Below are 21461 nucleotides of genomic sequence, written 5' to 3'. Positions count from 1 at the left end.
TGGTTGTTTTTTAATTTTCATGCAAATATAAAGATGTTTTTAATTCGGTTAAAAATATGGGGGGGCTTTTGTATTCATTCCTATTATTTTTACGAAAACCCTATTTTTTATAGGGTTGAATTTTTAAATTATCAATTTAAGAGGTTATTTTTGAGCTTTATTCATCCTGATATCTGGGTTTTTTCCTTAGTATTTGTTATCTTTGTAAAAAAAAATTATGTCAACAATTCGTTTCCAAGCTTTGAGAGAAGCTTCTACAAGAAAACCAGTTCAATTTGAAGAATCAGGAAGAAAATCTGCTATTTTCGGTTCAAATGTGTTTAATGATAAGGCAATGAAGCAGTATTTGACTTCGGATGCATTTAAAGGTGTCCAAGGTGCTGTTCAGCATGGAACTAAGATAGATAGAAAATTAGCAGATTACATAGCAATGGGTATGAAAGAGTGGGCTCTGGCAAAGGGAGTGACTCATTATACACACTGGTTTCAGCCACTTACAGGCGCAACTGCTGAAAAGCATGATGCCTTTTTTGAAACATCATACGATGGTAGTGATCCAGTAGAGAAATTTGGTGGAGCTCAATTAGTACAACAAGAACCAGATGCTTCTAGTTTTCCAAATGGGGGAATTAGAAATACATTTGAGGCAAGAGGATATACTGCTTGGGATCCTACATCACCTGCATTTATATACGGTACTACTTTGTGCATTCCTACTGTATTTATTTCTTACACTGGAGAAGCATTAGATAATAAAATTCCTTTATTAAGAGCATTGTCTGCAATTGATGAAGCGGCTACTGATGTATGTAAATATTTTGATAAAAATGTTAAGAAGGTTACTGCTACACTTGGATGGGAGCAGGAATATTTCTTAATTGATAGATCATTGGCGGAATCTCGTCCAGATCTTATGATGACAGGAAGAACGTTGCTAGGTCATACTTCTGCAAAAGGACAACAACTAGATGATCATTATTTTGGTTCTATTCCTACTCGTGCATTAACGTACATGAGAGATTTAGAACAAGAATGTATGTTATTGGGTATACCAGTAAAAACACGTCATAATGAGGTAGCGCCAAACCAATTTGAGTTTGCTCCAATTTTTGAAGAAACTAATCTTGCAGTAGATCACAACTGTTTATTAATGGATGTAATGCAAAAAGTGGCTGAACGTCATGATTTAAAAGTATTGCTACATGAAAAACCGTTTAAAGGAGTTAATGGTTCTGGAAAACATAATAATTGGTCTTTAGCAACTGATACTGGAGTTAATTTATTGAGCCCTAGTAAAACCCCTATGACCAATTTACAGTTTTTAGCTTTCTTTATAAATACGATTAAAGCGGTTAATGATCACGAAGCTTTGTTAAGAGCTGCAATTGCTACGGCAAGTAATGACCATAGGTTAGGAGCTAATGAAGCACCACCAGCAATTATTTCTGTTTTCATTGGAGCACAGTTGACTAAAGTATTAGCTGAATTAGAAGGGGTGACTACAGGAAAATTATCTCCTGAAGAAAAAACAGATTTAAAATTAAATGTTGTGGGGAAAATTCCAGAAGTAATTCTTGATAATACCGATAGAAATAGAACATCGCCTTTTGCTTTTACAGGAAATAAATTTGAGTTCAGAGCGGTAGGTTCTACAGCAAACTGTTCAAATGCAATGACCACTTTAAATACGATTGTTGCAAAACAATTAAAAGACTTTAAAAAGGAAGTTGATTCATTAATTGAAACAAAAGACATGAAGAAAGATGATGCTATCTTCAATGTGTTAAGAGAATATATCAAGCATTCTAAAAAAATCCTTTTTGAAGGGGATGGGTATAGTGAAGCTTGGGAAAAAGAAGCTACAAAAAGAGGGTTGAGTAATTTTAAAACAACACCACAAGCATTAAAAGCTAGAGCATCAAAACAAGCTTTAGATTTATTTTCGGAAATGGGTATTATGAACCATGTCGAAGTAGAAGCACGTTACGAAATTGAATTAGAAGAGTACACTAAGAAAATTCAAATTGAAGGTAGAGTTTTAGGTGATATTTCAACAAATCATGTAATTCCAACTGCAATTCGTTACCAAAATACGTTAATCGAAAATGTAAAAGGATTGAAAGATATTTTTGGATCTGATTTTGAAACAATTGCTAAAGAGCAAATTATCATTATCAAAGAAATTTCAAAACATATTGAAGGAATCAATTCAAAAGTACTTGCTATGACAAACGAAAGAAAAAAAGCAAACGTATTGACTGATGCTCAAGAAATGGCTGAAGCGTATTGTGACAAAGTAAAACCTTACTTTGAAATAATCCGTGAGCATTGTGATAAACTAGAACTTTTAGTTGATAATGAACTTTGGACTTTAACTAAATACAGAGAATTGTTATTTACAAAATAATAAGTAATTCTATTATTTCAAGTAAAAGCCTATCCTTTTGGATAGGCTTTTTTTTGCGTTGGGGTATACCATTATCGGTTAAAGGTGTTTTAATCTTGATTAGATGAAGTTATGATGGGTTATTGTTTTTTTGGATTTTTTAAAAAGGATAAAAGATGAGATAAAATTTTTAAGGAATAAAATAATGTTGAAATTGAGGTTCGTTATTATGATATTTTTTAATAATTAGAGTGTTTTTTATCTAAATTTTTATCATATAGTAATTTAAATATGTATTTAGTCGGGTATGTTTACAGTTTGACGAAAAAAGTATTGATTCCGGTTTGTTAAAGAATACCTTACAAATTCTAAGAGGAAATGGCGCACTAATTTTGCGTTCCTTTTTGTAAAAATGATTCGTAAATCCTTTTGTAAATCTAATCAATAACTTGAAGTAATAATAACTTGAACGTATTTTGAATAAAATTAGTTTTAAGTTGCTCTGAGATGTTGTTAATAAACGGCTCAGCTGTTGCATAGCGGAATGTAAGAAAGATAATTTGGCAACAATAATTTAGGATATTGTTTTTACAATTTTTCATCATCAATGTGTTTCATTATTAAATAGTAATTAGTAGACATTTAGTGAATAAATGATGTGAAATAATAGTTTGTAAGTATTATAATAGGTTTGCATATTAACTTATTGGGGTTTTATTGTAAATTATTCATTATGAAGTGTAGTTCGTCGAATAAATCAACTCTTTAACGTGTAAAACGTTAATATTTTACGAATCGGGTATTTATACCTGTTTTTTAATAAGCATTCAAGACCTAGATTTGTGTAAATTAAATTTAACAATTTAGCTCTATTTCATTTTTAAAAATTATTCCCAAATCATTTTTAAATCCTACTTGATAACTTGTATAATAACCAATTAAATATATTTTTATGAAAAAAGTAATTTTAAGCATCTCCGCGATGCTGCTAGTAGGTGTAGCCGCAGTTGCGCAAAGTAACGGAAGTACAGTGAATCAAACGGGAACGTCAAATGACGCCTTAGTAGCTCAAACAGGTTTGTCAAATGGGTCTAACGTACTACAAAATGGTGCAAGTAATGATGCTAATGTTGCGCAACTAGGAGCTACTAACATTGCTAAAATTGATCAATTGGGAACAAGTCATATGGCGTCGATAGATCAAACTGGGGTTTCTAATGATGCATTTGCAGAGCAAGCGAATGAAAGCAATTCAATAACTCAAGTGCAAGATGGGAACTCTAATTATGCTAGAGCACATCAAAATGTATATCTTGCTGATTTATATGGTGCTGGAGGTAATAATGTTGCTACTCAAACTCAAATAGGGGATCGTAATAATGCAAGTAGTTTGCAAGGGTATTCTAATGGAGCAAGTACTAGTACTACTATACAGTCTCAGCAAGGTAATGATAATCAATCTGGTATGTATCAACATGGTGGAAATAATTATTCTAGTGTTAGCCAAGTAGGAAATGAGAATAGTAATGGAAGTAATCAAGACCAAGGGGATAATAATGGAGCGTATGCTACTAGTGTAGTTGGTGATAGAAATTATTCATGGGCTGAACAATTTGGTAACGGTAACTTTTCTGATGAATGGCAAATAGGGAATGATAATAGCATTTTAACTACTCAACATGGAGATAGTAATGTTGCTTATGCACATCAAATTGGTGATTCTAATGAAATTGTTCAAATTCAAACTGGGAATTCAAATTACACTCATGTTGACCAATATGGAGGTACTTCTAGCTTTAATTTAGCTGAAACGACACAAGATGGAAATTACAATAATTCTACAGTTTATCAAGTAACTGATTCAAATGAAGCTTTTTCTATTCAAAACGGAGATTCAAATCAATCAGGTATATCGCAGTATGGTGGTAATATGAATTATGCTGCAACTTCTCAAACAGGAGATATGCACAATAGTAATGTAGATCAAAACGGTGTAAGTAATATTTCTAATGTTACACAATCAAATTAATGCAAATCTAATTAAGGGATAGTTATATAACTATCCCTTCTTTTTAAGAACAATTTTTTAATTCTAATAGTAGCTATTGTATTGATATTACTATAATACTTAAAGATACTGATTTATTCTTTTAAAATAATTAATTTGAATTTCCTTAAAGTTTATATTTTGATTAAAAAGCGCAGATTTTTTAAATAAAATATGCTCAACTATTTATAAATAAATAGCAGTATGCTATAGTATTTCTTTTTTAAAAATTATTCCCAAATCATTTTTAAAACCTACATGATAACTTGTATTAATAACCAATTAAATATATTTATTATGAAAAAAGTAATTTTAAGCATCTCAGCGATGCTACTCGTAAGTGCAGCTGCAGTTGCACAAAGTAATGGGAGTACTGTGAATCAAACAGGAACTGCTAATGATGCAATGGTTAGTCAAACTGGTTTGTCTAATGCATCTGATGTAATGCAAAACGGTAACTCTAATAACGGAGATGTTATTCAGTTAGGCGCTACTAACATTGCCGATATGGATCAATTAGGAGACTCTAACAGTGCGTGGATTAGTCAAGTGGGTTCTTCAAATGACAGTGGAACAAATCAAATAGGTAACTTAAACAATGCTGTTGTAGGTGTTAATGGGGATACTAACTTTTCTCGTACAACTCAAGAAGGGAATAGTAACTACTCTGATTCTTGGCAAAATGGGAATGATAATATCATTAATACTGCACAAGTAGGAAATGGTAATAGCGCCTATGCACATCAAAATAGTTATTCTGGTAGTGGTACTTCAAGTCCAGGGAATTCTAATGAGATTGTGCAAATTCAAACTGGGGATTCAAACTATTCGCATGTAGATCAATATTTTAGTGCTGATTTTAATTTAGCCGAAACTACACAAACAGGAAACTTCAACAACTCTACAGTTTATCAAAGTAGTGATTCTAATGAAGCTTTTTCAATTCAAGATGGAGATTCAAATCAATCTTATATTGGACAATATGGAGGTGATTTTAACTTTGCTGCAACTACCCAAACAGGAGATATGCATTCTAGCAATGTTAACCAAAACGGAGCTAGTAATATTTCTAACGTAACACAATCAAATTAAAACTTAATAGGGGATAATATTAAAATGTTATCCCTTTATAAAAAATAAAAATCATGAAAAAAGTAATTTTAAGCATCTCCGCGATACTGTTAGTAGGTTCTGTCGCTGTTGCACAGAGTAATGGAAGTACAGTAAATCAAACGGGAACAGCAAATGATGCCTTAGTGGTTCAAGCTGGATTGTCGAATATTTCTGATGTTTCGCAAAAAGGAACAACGAATACTTCGGATGTTAACCAACTTGGGCAAGAAAATAGTTCAATAGTAAAACAACTTGGGTCAGTTTCTCCAATTAGTGGTGTGAGCAATGATGCTACTGTTAAACAGACTGGAAATAAAAACACATCAAACGTAAAACAAGATGGAGATTTAAATAAAGGTACAGTGACACAATTGGGTGATAAAAATAAAGCAATTATTAGCCAAGGTGCTGGAAATGCCGAAAATAATGTTGCTACAGCGACACAAACTGGTAACAAAAATATTTCTGAGCAAAAACAATTGTATGATAATAATCTTGCTACTGTTGTGCAAGTAGGGGATAAAAACAAAGCGTATCAAGATCAAAGTTCTGGTCCAAATCACTCAGCAGGAAATATAGCTTTTATTACCCAAGCAGGAGATGATAACTATGGAAAACAAGATCAAAATGGAAGCTTGAATGATGCTTTAATTAATCAATATGGAGAAGATAACACGGCAAAACAAAAACAAACAGGTTCATTAAATGGAGCTGTAATTTATCAAGTTGGAGCTGATCATTCTGCAATTCAAACACAGAATGGGGTAAGTAATATCGCTTTTGCTACGCAAGGGGATAATGGGAACTGGTCTGATCAATATCAATTGGGTAATTCTAACTTGGCAGTTGTTTATCAAAACGATTCATCAATTGGTGGATCTAATGAAGCAAGACAAACTCAAACTGGTAATGGTAATATTGCTGGTATAGGTCAAGGAATTTTTGGTGATGCTTCTAATGGTGATGCTACACAAGTTCAACTGGGTCATTCTAATTTTGCAATCGCTATACAACATGGTGATAGAAATACATCTTATGAAAGTCAAGTAGGAAATTCGAATGAATCAATATCGGATCAAACTGGTGATAATAATAGGGCTACTTCAATGCAAAATGGAAATTCTAATGTGTCAAGTATTTTGCAATTAGGTGATTTAAATATAGCAACAACTAGTCAATCAGGGATGTCTCATATGAGTACAGTTAGTCAAATTGGGAATAGTAATATCTCTAATGTAACACAATCAAATTAATTTATAATAGATTAAGGGGTAGCTTTTTTGCTATCCCTTTATAAAATGAATTAATTATGAAAAAAATAATTGTAAGTATCTCTTTACTGTTAATTGGAACTATAGTAACTGCTCAAGGCAATGAAAGCAAAGTGGACCAAATAGGAGTTGCAAATAATGGTGTAGTACTTCAAACAGGATTGTCTAATACTTCGGATGTGTTGCAAAATGGTAGCGCTAATGCTGGAGATGTATTTCAGTTAGGCACTTTAAACAATGCAGATCAAGATCAAAAAGGAGATTCAAATAGTGCTAAAATTGACCAAATAGGAACTGGGCATTTAGCCCTTCAAGATCAAACTGGTAGTTTTAATAATTCGTATGCTGAGCAAGGAAGTGCAGTCAATTCTTCCTCTCAAGTTCAAGAAGGAAATAGCAATAGGGCATCAGTGCATCAAAATAAGTATTTCTATATAGATTGGTTGGATGGGAGTACGCATAAATATGCAACTGTAGGCGGTAATAATAGTGCTAAACAAACTCAAATAGGAGACTCAAATACTGCCGAAGCTTCGCAAGGCGCATGGGATGTTGGAGGTTCAAATAATTCTACTTCACAAAATCAAGTAGGAAATAGTAATAGGTCCTATTCGTATCAATATGTGGATTCGAATTTTGCAAAGCATGATCAAATTGGAGATTTTAATTACTCTATTACATCTCAATATGGCAATGCAAATAATGCAGATTTAAGTCAAAACGGGAACAGTAACACTTCATGGAGTTATCAACATGGGGGTTTTAATAATGCTTCAATTAACGTTGTTGGAGATAATAATTCAAGTTATACCGATCAATATGGTGATTCTAATGAAGCTGCAATTAATCAAAATGGAGCGGTTAACTATTCGTTTATTCAACAATATTATGGCGATGAAAATGAAGCAAGTTCAATGCAAAATGGAGACTCAAATAGATCAGAGATTTACCAGTTTAATGGAGATTTAAATTTTGCTGCAACTATTCAAACTGGAGATTTACATACAAGTTATGTTAATCAAAATGGGGGTAGTAATATTTCTAATGTAGTACAATCAAATTAAGGAGCGTTTTGAATTAGATACTAATAGTATACTGATGGAATTGTTTTTAGATAGAACAATGTCATCAGTATTAATTAAAAAGAATATTTATGATACTTTCAATTAAAAGAATGTTGTTGTTTTTTGTTATTATATCTTCCTCTTTAGTATTCTGTCAAGAAAACAAGGGAAGTTTAGGACACGATGAATCTGGGTTTTCTGCTTTTGACTCTAAAGAAAAAACGTTTCAATTTGTTTCTGAAAATTATCTTACTTCAAAAAAAGAAATACCTTTTGAAAATTTAATTCAATCTGGGGGGTTAAATATCAAACAAATAGGGGACTATAATAATCTTAATCTTAACTTAAAAGGAGCGATTATTAAGGTTGATATTGTCCAAAATGGAGATAATAATCAATTAGAATTAGATAAAGAAGTAAACTCAATCAAGCAAAAGGTAGTTCAAGATGGTCAAAATAATTCAATTAAAGACCTTTCGATGTACGCAAATAATAATGTAAATATGGAGCTCATTCAACAAGGTAGTAATCAAAATATCCAGAATTATGGTACAAATTCAATTTCTGAGAATATGAAGGTTATTCAATCTGGAAACGGTGCTGCTGTAATTATTATAAATAATAAATAATTATGAAAAAAGGTATGAAATTTTTAGGAGTAATAGTCTTACTGGTCACTTCCCTTTCTTATTCTCAAATCTCAAATACGGTAGTAAAAGCCAAAATTGAAACGGAAGAAATTGAAGGAAGTATTAAAATAACTGGAACAGCTGAAAATTTATCAGAAATAGTTCAAAGTTTGTCCTATAAATTATCTGTAATTAAAAAAAACAACATCAATAATAATCAATCTAATAATGCTCAAGAAGGGTTGTTTTCATTGGAACCAAGTGAAAATAAAAAATTATCAGTGACACAAGTAAATGTAGGTAAAGATGATGAGGTTATTGTTTTGTTATTGTTTTACGATGAAAATAAGCAGCTAATTGGAAAGGATAGAATTGTACTTGGTACTGAAAAAAAAAAGTAGAATCGTTACCAATTGACGGTTTTGAATTAAAAGGAATTGTAATAGATGAAACAAAAACTAAAGTAGGAAAAGATTTTTACGATTTATATTACTATAAATACAATGAGTATAAAATAAATGCACCCAATATAGTTTCAATAAGTGAAGAATTAAGTTTTGCAAGAAATACTAAATTGGTTATCAGTATGAATAATGAAACCATTTATGAATTTATGGCAAAACCGGATGAAGAGTACTTAAACAATATGGTGCAAAAATCAATTTATGCTACATATTCCTATTTAAAAAATTTAGAAAAAGAAAATAAATATTTTACGCAATATTAAGTTTATGAAAAAAATGAAGTTCTTATTTTCCTTAATAATAGTTTTATTGACTATGTCGATGAATGCGCAGGATTTAGTTTATAAACCAAGAAATCCAGCTTTTGGAGGTGATACATTTAATTATCAATGGTTGGCTAGTTCAGCTGAATCGCAAAATAAATTTAAAGAAACATCATCAGCAACAACTGCTAAAACGGATTTAGAAAAGTTTGCTGATCAGTTGAATTCGCAACTATTAAACCAAATCTCAAGATCGTTATATACCCAGCAGTTTGGTTCACAAGGTCTTTCGGCAGGAAGCTACACTTTTGGTAGTTTATCAGTTGAGATTTATCCTTCCTCTGGAGGATTGACTGTTGATATTTTAGATACCACGACAGGTGAACAAACTCAAGTTATTATCCCAAATTAATATTATGCAATTCAAATCCTATTTAATTTTTCCTATTATTTTTTTATTTATCGGTTGCGGTGCTTTTTATAACCAACCCACAGGTATTGAGAAAGCAGTTATTGGCGAAAGTACTCCTGCAACATCCCTTTTAAAAGGACTTCCTAAAGCTAAAGAGCCTATAGTAGTAGGGATATATAAATTTAGAGACCAAACGGGACAATATAAAGCTTCCGAAAATGGAAGTACTTTTAGTACAGCCGTAACTCAAGGAGCGACATCAATTTTAATTAAAGCTTTAGAAGACTCAAAATGGTTTGTTCCTATAGAGCGTGAAAATATAGGAAACTTACTTCAAGAGAGAAATCTTATCCGTTCCACTAGACAAGAATATACTGCAAATGTAGACCCTAAAGCACCTCAAATATCCCCTTTATTATATGCGGGGGTATTACTTGAAGGAGGAATTATTTCGTATGATTCTAATATTATTACAGGTGGTTTTGGTGCCCGATATTTTGGTACAGGTGGTTCAGTAAAATATCGACAAGATAGAGTTACGATATATCTACGTATGGTTTCTACTGCAAATGGGAAGATACTTAAATCCGTTTATATTTCTAAAACGATTTTATCGCAGGCTATTGATCAAAGTTTATTTAAATATGTAAATTTTAAAAGACTATTGGAAGTAGAAACGGGCTATACTACAAATGAACCCATTCAAATGGCAGTTACTGAAGCTATAGAAAAAGCAGTAGCCTCACTTGTTATGGAAGGAATTAAAGATGGTATTTGGGAAGCTGATGTGCCTAAAGAAGAGATTGACTCTGTAATGTTAAAATATCAAAAAGAAAATGAAGATGCTGATGCAACGGCGATATATGGTAGAAAATTAACGGATAGAAGGTCAAAATTTGCAATCGAGTTTGGAAGTGGTGTTACCTTAATGGATGGAGATTATGCAAATCCATTATTGCGCCCAATGGGGCGTGGGGCTTTAAAATATTTTTTAACACCAAGTTTTAATTTGAGTGCTTCTACAAATGCTATAAATCTCGCTAATAAAGACCGTTTCGATAAATGGTATGCAACATTTGATCTTAATGCTGAATTTATTTTACTACCTAAAGATAAATTTTCTCCTTATGTATTTGCCGGAGGTGGTTTTGGTTTTAATAAGGATTTTGAAAATTTCCATACAAAAGTGCAATATGGGCTAGGGCTTGAATATCTAGTTTCAGATAGAATTGGTATAAAAATGTATGGGGAACATAACTTGAATTTTAGTGATAATATCGATTATATAAAAAGAGGAGTACGGGATGATTATTATTACCGTTTTGGGGTAGGGCTGACCTATTACTTTGCCAAGAAAAAAGATAAAATTCAAATTAAATAATTGTAGATCTTCTTATCTTAAATAATTTTCTATTACCTAAAATCTAATATTAAAAAAATGAAAAATATATATATAAAACTAAGCCTGTCTCTTTTAATTCTTTTCTTTTCTTGTAGTGAGGAAAAAATTTCAGGAGAAGATTTTGGGACAGTTAATGGAAGAGTAGTGAGCGCAGTGACATTTGAACCTTTAGAGAATGTAAAGGTTTTTTCAAATCCAAGTTCAAGTATTGTTTTTACAGATAGTGACGGTCGCTTTTCTATTCCAAAAATTAAAGTAGGACAATACTCCTTTGAAGCTCAAAAAGACAATTATCTAGCTAAATTTGAGTCAGGAACAGTAAATATTAATAGCATAACAGATCTAGTATTCGAACTTAAATTAGCAACCACCAATAACAAACCTCCAACAACTCCTGCACTAGTCACTCCAGCAGACAATGCTGTAAATCAAAATTTAGAATTGAATTTAAGTTGGACTGACACTGATCCTGAAAATGACGCATTGACCTATGAAATTACATTAAGAAATGATGCGAATACTGATGTTGTTGTTTACTCTAATGTCGCTCAACCCAGTTATACCTTAAAAAATCTAACCTACAATACCAAATATTATTGGCAAGTATCAGCTTCAGACGGAATAAACCCAGTAGTATTGAGTGCGGTGCATACATTTACTACATTAACTTTCCCCAATGCCCGATTTTTATTTGTAAAAAATATAAATGATAATAACGTAATTTATTCAGGTAATGATTCAGGCGATCAATTACAAATTACTAATTCTGCTACCAATAGTTGGAGGCCTAGAAAAAATACACAATCTAAAAAAATTGCTTTTATTAGATCAAGTGGGTCACAAAATCATATTTACACTATGAATCCGGATGGATCTGGAGTATTTAAAGTGACGAATGCTGTGCCTATTGCAGGATTTAATTCGGAGTTTGTAAATTTCTCTTGGAATGCCTCAGGAAGCCAGATTATCTATCCTTATTTTGATAAATTATATCGGATAAATAAAGATGGAAGTGGCTTAACTAAAATGTATCAAACTCCTGACGGAAGATTTATTTCGGAATGTGACTGGAGTACTGATGGTGCAAAAATTGCTTTGAAAATTAATAATGCGAGTGGTTATAATGCAGAAATACGGGTTATTAATACTTCCGGAACGGTAATAAATCAAGTTTTATCTGGAATTGATGGCGCTTTAGGAGGACTGAATTTTTCAGTAACTGGGCAAAAATTAATTTTCACTAGAGATATTTCGGGTTATGAAAACGCCAATTATCGACAGCTAGACACTAGGATTTATGAGTATGTTTTTAGTACTGGGATAACTACTGATATTGGATTAGATAAACCTACAGGTACTTTAGATTTGGACGTGCGATATTCTCCAAGCGAGTCGGAATACATTTTTGTTAATACCTCAAATGATGGTTTATCAACAAAAAACATAGTAAAACAAGTTCCTTCTACTAATAGTACAGTTGCGGCAAGAACAATACTTTTTTCCAACGCGAGTATGCCGGATTGGGAATGAAATAAAATACGGTATTCTATAAATGCCTATCTGTTTTAGATAGGCATTTTTTTGCACTTTATTTTTTAGTTAAGGACCTATTATTTCCTGAAACACTTCCTATATCCCAATAGGCAAAACCCAAAAAAAATAATTATCTTTGCCGCACAACCCAGTTGCTTAAAAACAGCTTACACAACTAGACTACATGAGTTCAGATACTTCAAAAAGATATGCACAACGCGGTGTTTCAGCATCCAAAGAAGATGTGCATAATGCTATAAAAAATATTGACAAGGGATTATTTCCTCAGGCATTTTGCAAAATCGTTCCTGATTATTTAACCCAAGATGAAGACTATTGCTTGATTATGCATGCGGATGGAGCGGGGACCAAATCGTCTTTAGCTTATATGTATTGGAAAGAAACTGGAGATATCTCTGTTTGGAAAGGAATTGCTCAAGATGCCTTGATCATGAATATCGACGATTTATTGTGTGTAGGAGCAACCGATAATATTTTACTTTCTTCCACCATTGGAAGAAATAAAAATTTAATTCCAGGTGAAGTTTTATCAGCAATTATCAATGGAACCGAAGAGTTAATCAAGGAGTTAAAATCTTTTGGTGTAACCATTCATTCTACAGGTGGAGAAACTGCCGATGTAGGAGATGTGGTACGTACCATTATTGTAGATTCTACGGTGACGGCTCGTATGAAACGTTCAAAAGTGATTGATAATGCTAACATTAAACCAGGTGATGTCATAGTAGGAATGGCTTCTTTTGGTCAAGCAACCTACGAGAAAAGCTATAATGGCGGAATGGGAAGTAACGGTTTAACATCGGCACGTCATGATGTTTTCGAAAAATATCTAGCAACCAAATACCCAGAAAGTTTTGATGCAGCAGTTCCTGAGGAATTAATCTATTCTGGTCAAGTGAAGCTGACTGATGCAGTTGAAAATTCACCTATCGATGCAGGGCAATTAGTACTTTCGCCAACAAGAACGTATGCGCCTATTATCAAGAAAATTTTAGATAAATATTCATCTGCTGACATTCACGGAATGGTGCATTGTAGTGGAGGAGCGCAAACTAAGATTTTACATTTTGTACAAAACTTGCATATTATAAAAGATAATTTGTTTCCAGTTCCACCCCTTTTTCAATTGATACAAGAACAATCTAAAACAGATTGGAAAGAAATGTACCAAGTTTTTAACTGCGGTCACCGTATGGAAGTATATGTTCCTGAGGCAATTGCACAGGATATTATTGCAATTTCAAAATCATTCAATGTGGATGCTCAAATCGTAGGAAGAGTAGAAGCAGCCGATAGTAAGAAATTGACTATCAGTAGTGTGTACGGAACATTTGAATACTAAATCAGTTTTTAAATAAGAAGCTAATCCCGCTATCCGCTCTATCTTTATGTTCTTAAAGAAAGAACATAAAGGATGCCGCTACTATCGGGGCTAAAAAATATATATCATGTACGAATTAGTATTTTGGAAATACCTAGAGGAAGTGTATTTAAACCATCACGAAGTTTACGAATTCATTTCCGAAGAACAAGCAGCAATTGAAGGACTAGAAGAACTTCCAGTTCAAGTAATCTTGAATAGAATCGCTTCGGTATTCTCAAAATGGGAAAAAGTAGATGATAAAAGTTGGAAAAATAATAGTGGAGTAGGTGCGTTCCACGTTAGAACAACACCTCAAAGTATAAAAATTGATTGCTACGGTACCCAAGGAAGTACAATGGATAAATTGGTCAGTCTAATGGAGGAATTTAAATGTCCGCTATATGACCCACAAGTTCCAGAGCGTTACGATGAAATGAGTGAATAGTTTATCCGTATTTTAAATAATTGACTATGAGTTTAAACTTTTCTCAGCAGGTAATTCTTGAAAATAATCATGTCTTACTACGTTCCCTTCAAGAAAGTGATTTAGAAAATTTACTAGAGTTTGCCATCAATGAACCCACTACTTGGGAATATTCTCTAATCCGTGCTGACGGAAAAGAAAATATGTTGAATTATATTCAATTGGCAGTAAAAGGAAGAGAGAATAAAAACCAATTTCCTTTTATCGTTTTTGATAAAAAATCAGGTAAATATGCAGGAAGTACTCGCTTCTACGACATAAACTTAGAATTTAAAACACTTCAACTAGGCTATACTTGGTATGGAGAACAATTTCGAGGTACAGGACTTAACAAACAATGTAAATTTTTGCTGTTACAATTTGCTTTTGAAACCCTAGGCATGGAGCGTGTTGAGTTTCGTGCTGATAATAACAATAAACGGAGTATTGCTGCCATGAAAAGTATAGGATGTAAGGAAGAAGGAATTCTTAGAAACCATATGCCTACTGCAGTAGGTAGTGAAAAGAGACGAGATTCCATTATTTTGAGTATTCTACGAAACGAATGGTTTGAAGAGGTCAAACCAAGTTTATTAAAACGGATTGAGAATTAATCTATTCTTTTTTTTCTTCGTCTTTTTTAAACCCAATTAACTTTCGATATTTAGTTTCGGCTTCTTGTAACTCTTCCTCTAGATGTTTGTATTTACTAATGTCTTTTATGGTTACAACTGCTGCAACAACATTATTCTCTTGATCAATTAAGGGTCTTCCACTAATCAAAACGCGTCTTCTTTCATGCGTTTCTGAGTCCGAAAGGATGACGTCAATATCATTAGTTACTTCTCCATTTAAGGCCTTTTCCATGGGAAGATTCTGGGATGGAAATATAGTTCTGCCATCAGGAAAGAACAAATCAAAATGATCGGTAATATTTAAGGGGATATTCTCGTCTTCTTCAATTCCAAAAATTTCATTGGCCATATAATTGGCCATTACGATTTCTTTATTTGCATTAGCAACGATAACACCTTCCCCTATGTTTTCTAGGATTAAGCGTAATTTTTCTTCATTTTCATACAAATCATTTATAATTACTTTTTCCTCATTTTCTAATCGAATCTCTTCCGAAATATCTCTTGCAACGGAATAAATCAACCCTTTTTTGGCGTCATAATTACAATGCCAATCTAACCATTTGTATGTTCCGTCTTTGCAAAGAGTCCTGTTTTTATAATTAATCATGAGGGTTCCTTTCAAGAGTTTATTAAATTCTTCTTCTACCAAAACTTTGTCATCAGCATGTATTAAATCAGTGAATTTTATGTTGTTGAGATCTTTTTGTTCATAGCCCAATGTTTTTGTAAAAGAAGGATTTATTTTAATAAATTGATCTTCTTTAGAAATGGATAAAATATCAAAAGCCATATCAAAAAAATTATCGGCTACTTTTAAGGATTCCTCGTATTTAACCATTTCAGTTACATCTCTTGCAACTGCAAACATTTTTCCCGTCTCAATGTCAATTGTACTTGTCCAATCCAGCCATTTATAAGTTCCGTCTTTACAACGAGCACGAGCTCTAAGATTGATTAATGATTTTCCTTTTTGTAAAGATTTGATAGCTTCAGTAGCAGCTTTTATATCTTCAGGATGCGTAAAAGATAAAAAAGTTTTATGGTCCATGTCACTTTGTTCATACCCTAGTGTTCTCGTAAAAGCAGGATTGATTTTTATAAAATAGTCTCCACTTCCTACGGCAAGCATGTCATAAGACATATTAAAAAATTTCTCAGCTATTAATAAAGATTTTTGTGTTTCTATTTGCGAAGTCATATCTCTGGCAACGGCATATAAATAACCTGTTTCAATATCTGCAGCAGCATTCCATACTAACCACTTTATGGTCCCATCTTTTGCGATCCATCGATTTTCAAATTTTATTATTGTAGCACCATTTTCAAGCTTATTTATTTCTTCGTTTGTAATTTCAATGTCGTCAGGGTGAATGTATTTTAAAAAAGAAACGCTTGTTAACTCTTCTTCGGTATAACCCAATATGGTACTAGTAGCGGGATTCACTTTTATAAATTTATCTTTCTGTGCTATCACCATGAAATCCAAAGACATATTGAAGAATTTGTCTACTGTTTTTAATTCAATTTCTTTTTCAATTAAGGGAGTTATGTCACTGGCCACCGCATACAATAAGCCAGAAGTTATTTCGGAATAAGTAGACCATTGTAACCATTTTATAGCACCATTTTTACAGATGTATCTGTTTTTAAATTGCATAGAATTCATTCCAGATTTTAGTTTGACCACTTCAGATGCGGTATTAACTTTATCTTCTGGGTGTACAAAATTTAAGAAGGGCTGACTTAGTAGTTCGTCTTCTGAATATCCTAGTATTTCAATTGTTGCAGGGTTTACTTTGATAAATTTATCAAACGAGGCGATAACCATCATTTCCGCAGACATATTGAAAAACTTGTCAGAAACTAGTAATGAATCTTCTAGTTTTTTTCGTGCTGTAATATCAGTTAATATTCCCCCTATAGCATATATCCTATTATTGGCATCGTACAATGGAAATTTCACAGCAATATAAGTGTGTTTGCCATCTTCTTGCGTAATAACTTCTTCTGTTTTTAACTCTTTTAATTGTTTTACTACTTCAAGGTCAGAGTTCCGGTAGTCTTCAGCTATGGTTTCGGGTAGAAGGTCGTGATCTGTTTTGCCAATAATTGTTTCAGTGGGGTTTTTAAATAAAGAGCCAAATTGTTTGTTGACTAACAAATATTCTCCATTAATTTTTTTTATAAAAATGGGGTTTGATGTATTGTCAATTATTGATTGCAGTAAGAGTCGGTTTTGATTGAGTAAGTTTTGTGACTCTGTTTTTGCTTTCAATTGGGTTCTAATAATAATATAGACCACAATAAGGAGTACGATAGATAGTATAAATAGTGAAAGTTCAACCCAGTCAAAAACTGGGTCCCTAGTGATATCTCGCCCTGTATCAAGTCGATTTATGAAAATTAATCCTGATGCAATTACAACTAATACATTGATGACAAACCCTAGGAATATTTTTTTTTCAAAAGAAATTTTCATAGACTAGTGATTTTATATTTAATTTAAATAAAACCCTAAAAGGGAATGTTATATCTATGAAAGTTAGTGAATTATATTCAATTTATTGATTCGGGGTTTAATTTTTTAATCGTGAAATGCCGCATCGTTTTGATGAAAGTTATTTGACTATTACCTTTTAAATAGTATAAAAATGAAAGTAAGAGTTTATAAGAAGAGATGTTTAGGTAGCACTGTTTTTAAATTTCATCAAATTTAAGCTCAATAAGATTACAATTAAAGTAACTCCCACATCAGCGGCAATCGCGAAAACCAAATTACTATATCCTAGAAAAGCTAATGTTATGAAAATAATTTTCACCGCAATAGCTCCAATTGTATTGCTTTTGATTCTAATAAGTGTTTTTTTGCTAAGTTGGATTAAAAACGGAATTAGAGAAAGATTATCGTTCAATAAAGCAATATTTGCTGTTTCAATTGCGGTATCACTTCCTGCGGCTCCCATTGCAATTCCTATAGTACTTTGCGCCAAAGCAGGGGCATCATTTATTCCATCACCAACCATGGCTACATCACCAAATTGATGGATTAGGTCTTTTATTTTGCTGGATTTATCTTCAGGAAGTAAGCCGCCAAATATCTTCTCGATTCCTACTTGTTTTGCGACATAATGTGCTGCTTTTTTACTGTCTCCAGTAAGCATTATAAGTGCTATATTCATGGCCTGTAATTGTTTTATGGCCTTGATACTGTCTGGTTTTATTTCGTCAGTCAAACCAATGATTCCAGCTACTCCTTTTCCAAAACTAATCACAACACTTGTTTTTCCTTCGGAAGCCAGTTGTTCCACTATTTTTTCGGCTTCATCAGTGACCTCATGGTATTCTTTAATGAATTCCATTTTTCCTACATATACGGTTTCATCTTCACAAACCAAACATTTGGCAATAGCTCCTTTGCCCATAATACTTTTAAACCCTTCCGCTTTGTGTGGCTCAAAACCTTCTTTTTTACTGGCAGTAACAATCGCTTGTGCCAATGGATGTTCAGAGAATAGCTCCGTTCCAGCGGTGCAAGCCAGTAATTCTTCTCTACTGGTTTCATTTAAAGGAAAAACATCAGTCACTATAGGATTCCCGTAAGTGATTGTTCTGGTTTTATCTAATGCGATTGCTTTTATTCGGGCCATTCCTTCTATGTATTTCCCTCCTTTTACCAGTGCCCCTTTTGCGGAAGCATTCCCTATAGCGGCATATATGGCAACAGGCGTAGAGATCACCAAAGCGCAAGGACAGGCAATGACTAGCAGAGTGATGGCTTGTTTTAACCAAAGATCAAAATCCAAGTGAAGTATAAATACGGGGATGACTAAAACTAAAACAGCCAATGCTATAATGGTAGGCGTGTAAAATTGCGAGAATTTCTGAATGAATTTTTGAGTATCACTTTTGGAAGCAGCTGCTTCGAAAGTCAGTCGGATAATTTTAGAAAAAGTAGTATCTATGGATAATTTGGTCGTTTCAACTTCTATAAAACTATTTTTGTTTAATGTCCCAGCAAATATAATATCGCCAGGATGCTTGTCCTTAGGTAAAGGTTCTCCAGTGATTGCTGTTTCATCAATCATGGTTTCTCCTGAAATTATTTTTCCGTCAAGGGGAATCATTTCGCCTGGTTTCACCTGAATAATTGTTCCTACGGGAATTTTGTCAATAGGAATGGTCTTGTTTTCTAATTTTACAAAAGCGGTTTTAGGGGCTTTTCGGATTAACTCATCTAGTGCTGATTTAGAGTTTTCGAGTCCTATATCTTCCAGTCTTTCGCCCAAAACATAAAGAACGATTACTACAGCTGCTTCAGGATATTCGCCCAAATAAAAGGCGGCAATAACAGCAATAGTCATTAGTAAATTAATGCTACTGAATTTAAGTTTAAATAGCGCTTTGAAACCATTGATTAACACCTCGTACCCAATGCCGATAATGAAAAAAGCAAAAATAAATGGTCCATAAGGCATAGGAATATGTATGCCAATGATGGATAGGATTTCTAAAATAATGACAATTGTAATAGCAAAAAGAAGGAATATAAATTTTTTGTCTTTGATGGGGAGTTTCATAAAAATACTTTTTTTATTTTTTTACAACGTTCCAATATGGAAATAACGTTTATGAAAAAGTGAGTTATTAAGGAAGAGAAACCTTTTTATTTGAAATTTTTGTACTAAAATTATAATAATAGTTAAATATAAAAATAATCTATTTCTTATTATTTATACCTCTTGCAATTTAACTTAAAATTTTAGTTTGACAGTATGAAAAAGCGTTTGTAGATTACAAATTCGGTCGAATAGATTGCATGCCTTTGTATTTTTACTCAAAAAGGTAGTTGGTTTTGCTAAAAACTTTGCGAACTTTGCAATCAAATATTTTGACATGAAAATAAACTTAAAAAACGGAATTGATAAACTCATTTTCGGGATGAAACAAAAAGACGTTACCGCTCTTTACGGTAAACCAGATAGAAACTACAAAGACGAAGATGAGAATGTTATTTTTGCTTATAATGCATTAAAAATACGTTTGACTTTTTATCAAGAAGAAGAATTTAAATTGGGTTATATGGTTGCTTCAAGTCCTGATTTGGAATTATTCGGGAATAAGGTGATTGGTAGAAAAATAAGTGATGTAAAGAAAGAACTTGCTCAAAAAGGGATTACTAAATTCACACAGGAAGAATTTGATACTTTCGAAAACTATTTTAACGAAGAGAATTGGATTATTTTTCAAACGGAATATGATGAGGTGGTAAAATTTGAAATTGGTGCCATCATCAATCAAAAGGATGAATTTGACTGGAAATTTGGTAAAAAATAAATCGTACTAAATTCATAAAATAAAAACCCGATACAGCTAGCTGTATCGGGTTTTACATTTAAAGAATGTTCTGTTAACTGGAGAAAAATCAGTTTTTAAATATGTAAGTCTGCAAGTATTTTACAATTTGATCGACATTTTGCCTTTAGTTTGCATTATAAAATAAAAAACTAATTTTCCACTAAGATAATATTTCTACGAAACGTGAAAGTGAACTTTCCACAAAATTCGCAATCTTGCCAAACGCCTGTTATGCGTTCGGTTTTATTTTTTTACTCACAATTTTTTTTCTATTGATTTTTCACTTTCAACTCTCAGCATTTGTATGAATTCCAATGTCATTTTATTGATGATATTTTGGTTTGGATTTAAAATTTTATATTTCATATTGTCTATTTCGATAATAATTTCTTCATTTAGTCCATAACTATAAATTTTAGGTATTATTTGGTCTAATTTTTTAAACTCGTTTACGTCTAATTTTTCAATTAATTTTTGCCATAATTGTTTATTTGTTTTTTCAGAAGATTCTCTTTTAAAACGTATGTTTCCTCCATTTTGATATTTAGTAGAATCTATGGTTATTTCTAACTTTGAATATAAACCATCTTTTCCTCCGTTAACTTCACTGTAAAATATCTTTAATGTTTGATTTTCAGTGACTATTTTAAAAATCAAGTTGTTTGATTTTAATTGATTATTTGTAATTTCAATTCTGTCATATTTTGAGCCAATAATTGTCAAGTAATTATTTTCTATTTTATAATTATATTTTTTCGATTCAGTAAACTCTTTTGCATTGGTATCCCCAATATCATTGGTAAAATAATCTGAAATAAATACAATATCATTTTGAAAGTTTAATTCTGTGAAAAAAAAAGAGGAAAATTCTCCACCGCATTTATTACCTAAATAGGCGATATATTTTTTTCCAATTAAACTCTGTGAGTTAATTATTGTACTAAAAAGAAGAATCAGAATAAAAATTATTTTTTTCATATTTATTTCGGTTTCTGTCGCTCCAAACTGACGCATAACGTTATGCCACTTAGCGAGGT

At 32.3% G+C, this 21461-nt stretch carries 18 protein-coding genes; 15 read left to right on the top strand and 3 right to left on the bottom strand.

The genetic code is table 11. The features are described 5' to 3' along the window. Nucleotides 1–217: 217 nt before the first annotated feature. The 14 genes from AB3G36_RS16400 (at nucleotide 218) to AB3G36_RS16335 (ending at nucleotide 15045) form a co-directional block, all read left to right on the top strand. Nucleotides 218–2407: a glutamine synthetase III gene (locus AB3G36_RS16400; RefSeq protein WP_367754561.1), complete on the top strand. Its 2190-nt coding sequence runs from the start codon at nucleotides 218–220 to the stop codon at nucleotides 2405–2407. A 931-nt stretch (nucleotides 2408–3338) separates the two neighbouring features. Next, on the top strand, nucleotides 3339–4415 hold the full coding sequence (locus tag AB3G36_RS16395) for a hypothetical protein (protein ID WP_367754559.1): 1077 nt from the start codon (nucleotides 3339–3341) through the stop codon (nucleotides 4413–4415). 315 nt (nucleotides 4416–4730) lie between these two features. Continuing rightward, nucleotides 4731–5525, top strand: coding sequence for a hypothetical protein (locus AB3G36_RS16390; protein WP_367754557.1), 795 nt, complete (start codon nucleotides 4731–4733; stop codon nucleotides 5523–5525). A 53-nt stretch (nucleotides 5526–5578) separates the two neighbouring features. Continuing rightward, entirely contained in the window at nucleotides 5579–6799 is a 1221-nt protein-coding gene (locus AB3G36_RS16385) for a hypothetical protein (RefSeq protein WP_367754555.1), read from the top strand. Between the two features lie 56 nt (nucleotides 6800–6855). Continuing rightward, entirely contained in the window at nucleotides 6856–7881 is a 1026-nt protein-coding gene (locus AB3G36_RS16380) for a hypothetical protein (protein ID WP_367754553.1), read from the top strand. Between the two features lie 89 nt (nucleotides 7882–7970). Next, nucleotides 7971–8510, top strand: a complete 540-nt coding sequence (locus AB3G36_RS16375) for a hypothetical protein (protein ID WP_367754552.1) — start codon at nucleotides 7971–7973, stop codon at nucleotides 8508–8510. 2 nt (nucleotides 8511–8512) lie between these two features. Next, nucleotides 8513–8911, top strand: a complete 399-nt coding sequence (csgH, locus tag AB3G36_RS16370; protein ID WP_367754550.1) for a curli-like amyloid fiber formation chaperone CsgH — start codon at nucleotides 8513–8515, stop codon at nucleotides 8909–8911. 11 nt (nucleotides 8912–8922) lie between these two features. Further along, nucleotides 8923–9237, top strand: coding sequence for a CsgE family curli-type amyloid fiber assembly protein (locus AB3G36_RS16365; RefSeq protein ID WP_367757961.1), 315 nt, complete (start codon nucleotides 8923–8925; stop codon nucleotides 9235–9237). A 13-nt stretch (nucleotides 9238–9250) separates the two neighbouring features. Then, the gene (locus AB3G36_RS16360) at nucleotides 9251–9649 is read left to right on the top strand and encodes a curli production assembly/transport component CsgF (RefSeq protein ID WP_367754548.1); all 399 of its coding nucleotides are present in this window, start codon (nucleotides 9251–9253) and stop codon (nucleotides 9647–9649) included. Nucleotides 9650–9653: 4 nt separating this feature from the next. Beyond that, nucleotides 9654–11030, top strand: coding sequence for a CsgG/HfaB family protein (locus AB3G36_RS16355; RefSeq protein WP_367754546.1), 1377 nt, complete (start codon nucleotides 9654–9656; stop codon nucleotides 11028–11030). Between the two features lie 57 nt (nucleotides 11031–11087). Next, entirely contained in the window at nucleotides 11088–12581 is a 1494-nt protein-coding gene (locus tag AB3G36_RS16350; protein ID WP_367754544.1) for a carboxypeptidase regulatory-like domain-containing protein, read from the top strand. Nucleotides 12582–12768: 187 nt separating this feature from the next. After that, nucleotides 12769–13947, top strand: coding sequence for an AIR synthase related protein (locus AB3G36_RS16345; RefSeq protein ID WP_367754542.1), 1179 nt, complete (start codon nucleotides 12769–12771; stop codon nucleotides 13945–13947). 106 nt (nucleotides 13948–14053) lie between these two features. Beyond that, a complete protein-coding gene (locus AB3G36_RS16340) occupies nucleotides 14054–14413 on the top strand; it encodes a hypothetical protein (RefSeq protein WP_367754540.1) in 360 nt (119 codons plus the stop codon). A gap of 26 nt (nucleotides 14414–14439) precedes the next feature. Then, nucleotides 14440–15045 carry a GNAT family N-acetyltransferase gene (locus AB3G36_RS16335; RefSeq protein ID WP_367754538.1) on the top strand — a complete coding sequence of 202 codons (606 nt, stop codon included), beginning with the start codon at nucleotides 14440–14442 and terminating at the stop codon, nucleotides 15043–15045. A 1-nt stretch (nucleotide 15046) separates the two neighbouring features. Here the strand turns inward: AB3G36_RS16335 and AB3G36_RS16330 are convergent, their stop codons facing one another. Together AB3G36_RS16330 and AB3G36_RS16325 are read right to left on the bottom strand one after the other, a co-directional pair. Beyond that, the gene (locus AB3G36_RS16330) at nucleotides 15047–17548 is read right to left on the bottom strand and encodes a PAS domain S-box protein (protein WP_367754536.1); all 2502 of its coding nucleotides are present in this window, start codon (nucleotides 17546–17548) and stop codon (nucleotides 15047–15049) included. A 202-nt stretch (nucleotides 17549–17750) separates the two neighbouring features. Beyond that, nucleotides 17751–19646, bottom strand: coding sequence for a heavy metal translocating P-type ATPase (locus AB3G36_RS16325; protein WP_367754534.1), 1896 nt, complete (start codon nucleotides 19644–19646; stop codon nucleotides 17751–17753). 316 nt (nucleotides 19647–19962) lie between these two features. Between AB3G36_RS16325 and AB3G36_RS16320 the strand changes: the two genes are divergently transcribed. Next, nucleotides 19963–20403 (top strand): hypothetical protein, encoded by a 441-nt coding sequence (locus AB3G36_RS16320; protein WP_367754532.1) that lies wholly within the window; start codon nucleotides 19963–19965, stop codon nucleotides 20401–20403. A gap of 276 nt (nucleotides 20404–20679) precedes the next feature. Here the strand turns inward: AB3G36_RS16320 and AB3G36_RS16315 are convergent, their stop codons facing one another. Continuing rightward, a complete protein-coding gene (locus AB3G36_RS16315) occupies nucleotides 20680–21402 on the bottom strand; it encodes a hypothetical protein (RefSeq protein WP_367754530.1) in 723 nt (240 codons plus the stop codon). Between the last annotated feature and the right edge of the window lie 59 nt (nucleotides 21403–21461).

This window comes from Flavobacterium sp. WC2430 (assembly GCF_040822075.1).
Lineage (GTDB): Bacteria > Bacteroidota > Bacteroidia > Flavobacteriales > Flavobacteriaceae > Flavobacterium.
The sequence above is the reverse complement of the archived record's forward strand: the minus strand, read 5'-3'. Positions and strand labels throughout refer to the sequence as shown.

Coding starts and splice junctions, on each gene's coding strand:
- AB3G36_RS16400 (WP_367754561.1), top strand. CDS start 218: ATGTCAACAATTCGTTTCCAAGCTTTGAGAGAAGCTTCTACAAGAAAA.
- AB3G36_RS16395 (WP_367754559.1), top strand. CDS start 3,339: ATGAAAAAAGTAATTTTAAGCATCTCCGCGATGCTGCTAGTAGGTGTA.
- AB3G36_RS16390 (WP_367754557.1), top strand. CDS start 4,731: ATGAAAAAAGTAATTTTAAGCATCTCAGCGATGCTACTCGTAAGTGCA.
- AB3G36_RS16385 (WP_367754555.1), top strand. CDS start 5,579: ATGAAAAAAGTAATTTTAAGCATCTCCGCGATACTGTTAGTAGGTTCT.
- AB3G36_RS16380 (WP_367754553.1), top strand. CDS start 6,856: ATGAAAAAAATAATTGTAAGTATCTCTTTACTGTTAATTGGAACTATA.
- AB3G36_RS16375 (WP_367754552.1), top strand. CDS start 7,971: ATGATACTTTCAATTAAAAGAATGTTGTTGTTTTTTGTTATTATATCT.
- csgH (WP_367754550.1), top strand. CDS start 8,513: ATGAAAAAAGGTATGAAATTTTTAGGAGTAATAGTCTTACTGGTCACT.
- AB3G36_RS16360 (WP_367754548.1), top strand. CDS start 9,251: ATGAAGTTCTTATTTTCCTTAATAATAGTTTTATTGACTATGTCGATG.
- AB3G36_RS16355 (WP_367754546.1), top strand. CDS start 9,654: ATGCAATTCAAATCCTATTTAATTTTTCCTATTATTTTTTTATTTATC.
- AB3G36_RS16350 (WP_367754544.1), top strand. CDS start 11,088: ATGAAAAATATATATATAAAACTAAGCCTGTCTCTTTTAATTCTTTTC.
- AB3G36_RS16345 (WP_367754542.1), top strand. CDS start 12,769: ATGAGTTCAGATACTTCAAAAAGATATGCACAACGCGGTGTTTCAGCA.
- AB3G36_RS16340 (WP_367754540.1), top strand. CDS start 14,054: ATGTACGAATTAGTATTTTGGAAATACCTAGAGGAAGTGTATTTAAAC.
- AB3G36_RS16335 (WP_367754538.1), top strand. CDS start 14,440: ATGAGTTTAAACTTTTCTCAGCAGGTAATTCTTGAAAATAATCATGTC.
- AB3G36_RS16330 (WP_367754536.1), bottom strand. CDS start 17,548: ATGAAAATTTCTTTTGAAAAAAAAATATTCCTAGGGTTTGTCATCAAT.
- AB3G36_RS16325 (WP_367754534.1), bottom strand. CDS start 19,646: ATGAAACTCCCCATCAAAGACAAAAAATTTATATTCCTTCTTTTTGCT.
- AB3G36_RS16320 (WP_367754532.1), top strand. CDS start 19,963: ATGAAAATAAACTTAAAAAACGGAATTGATAAACTCATTTTCGGGATG.
- AB3G36_RS16315 (WP_367754530.1), bottom strand. CDS start 21,402: ATGAAAAAAATAATTTTTATTCTGATTCTTCTTTTTAGTACAATAATT.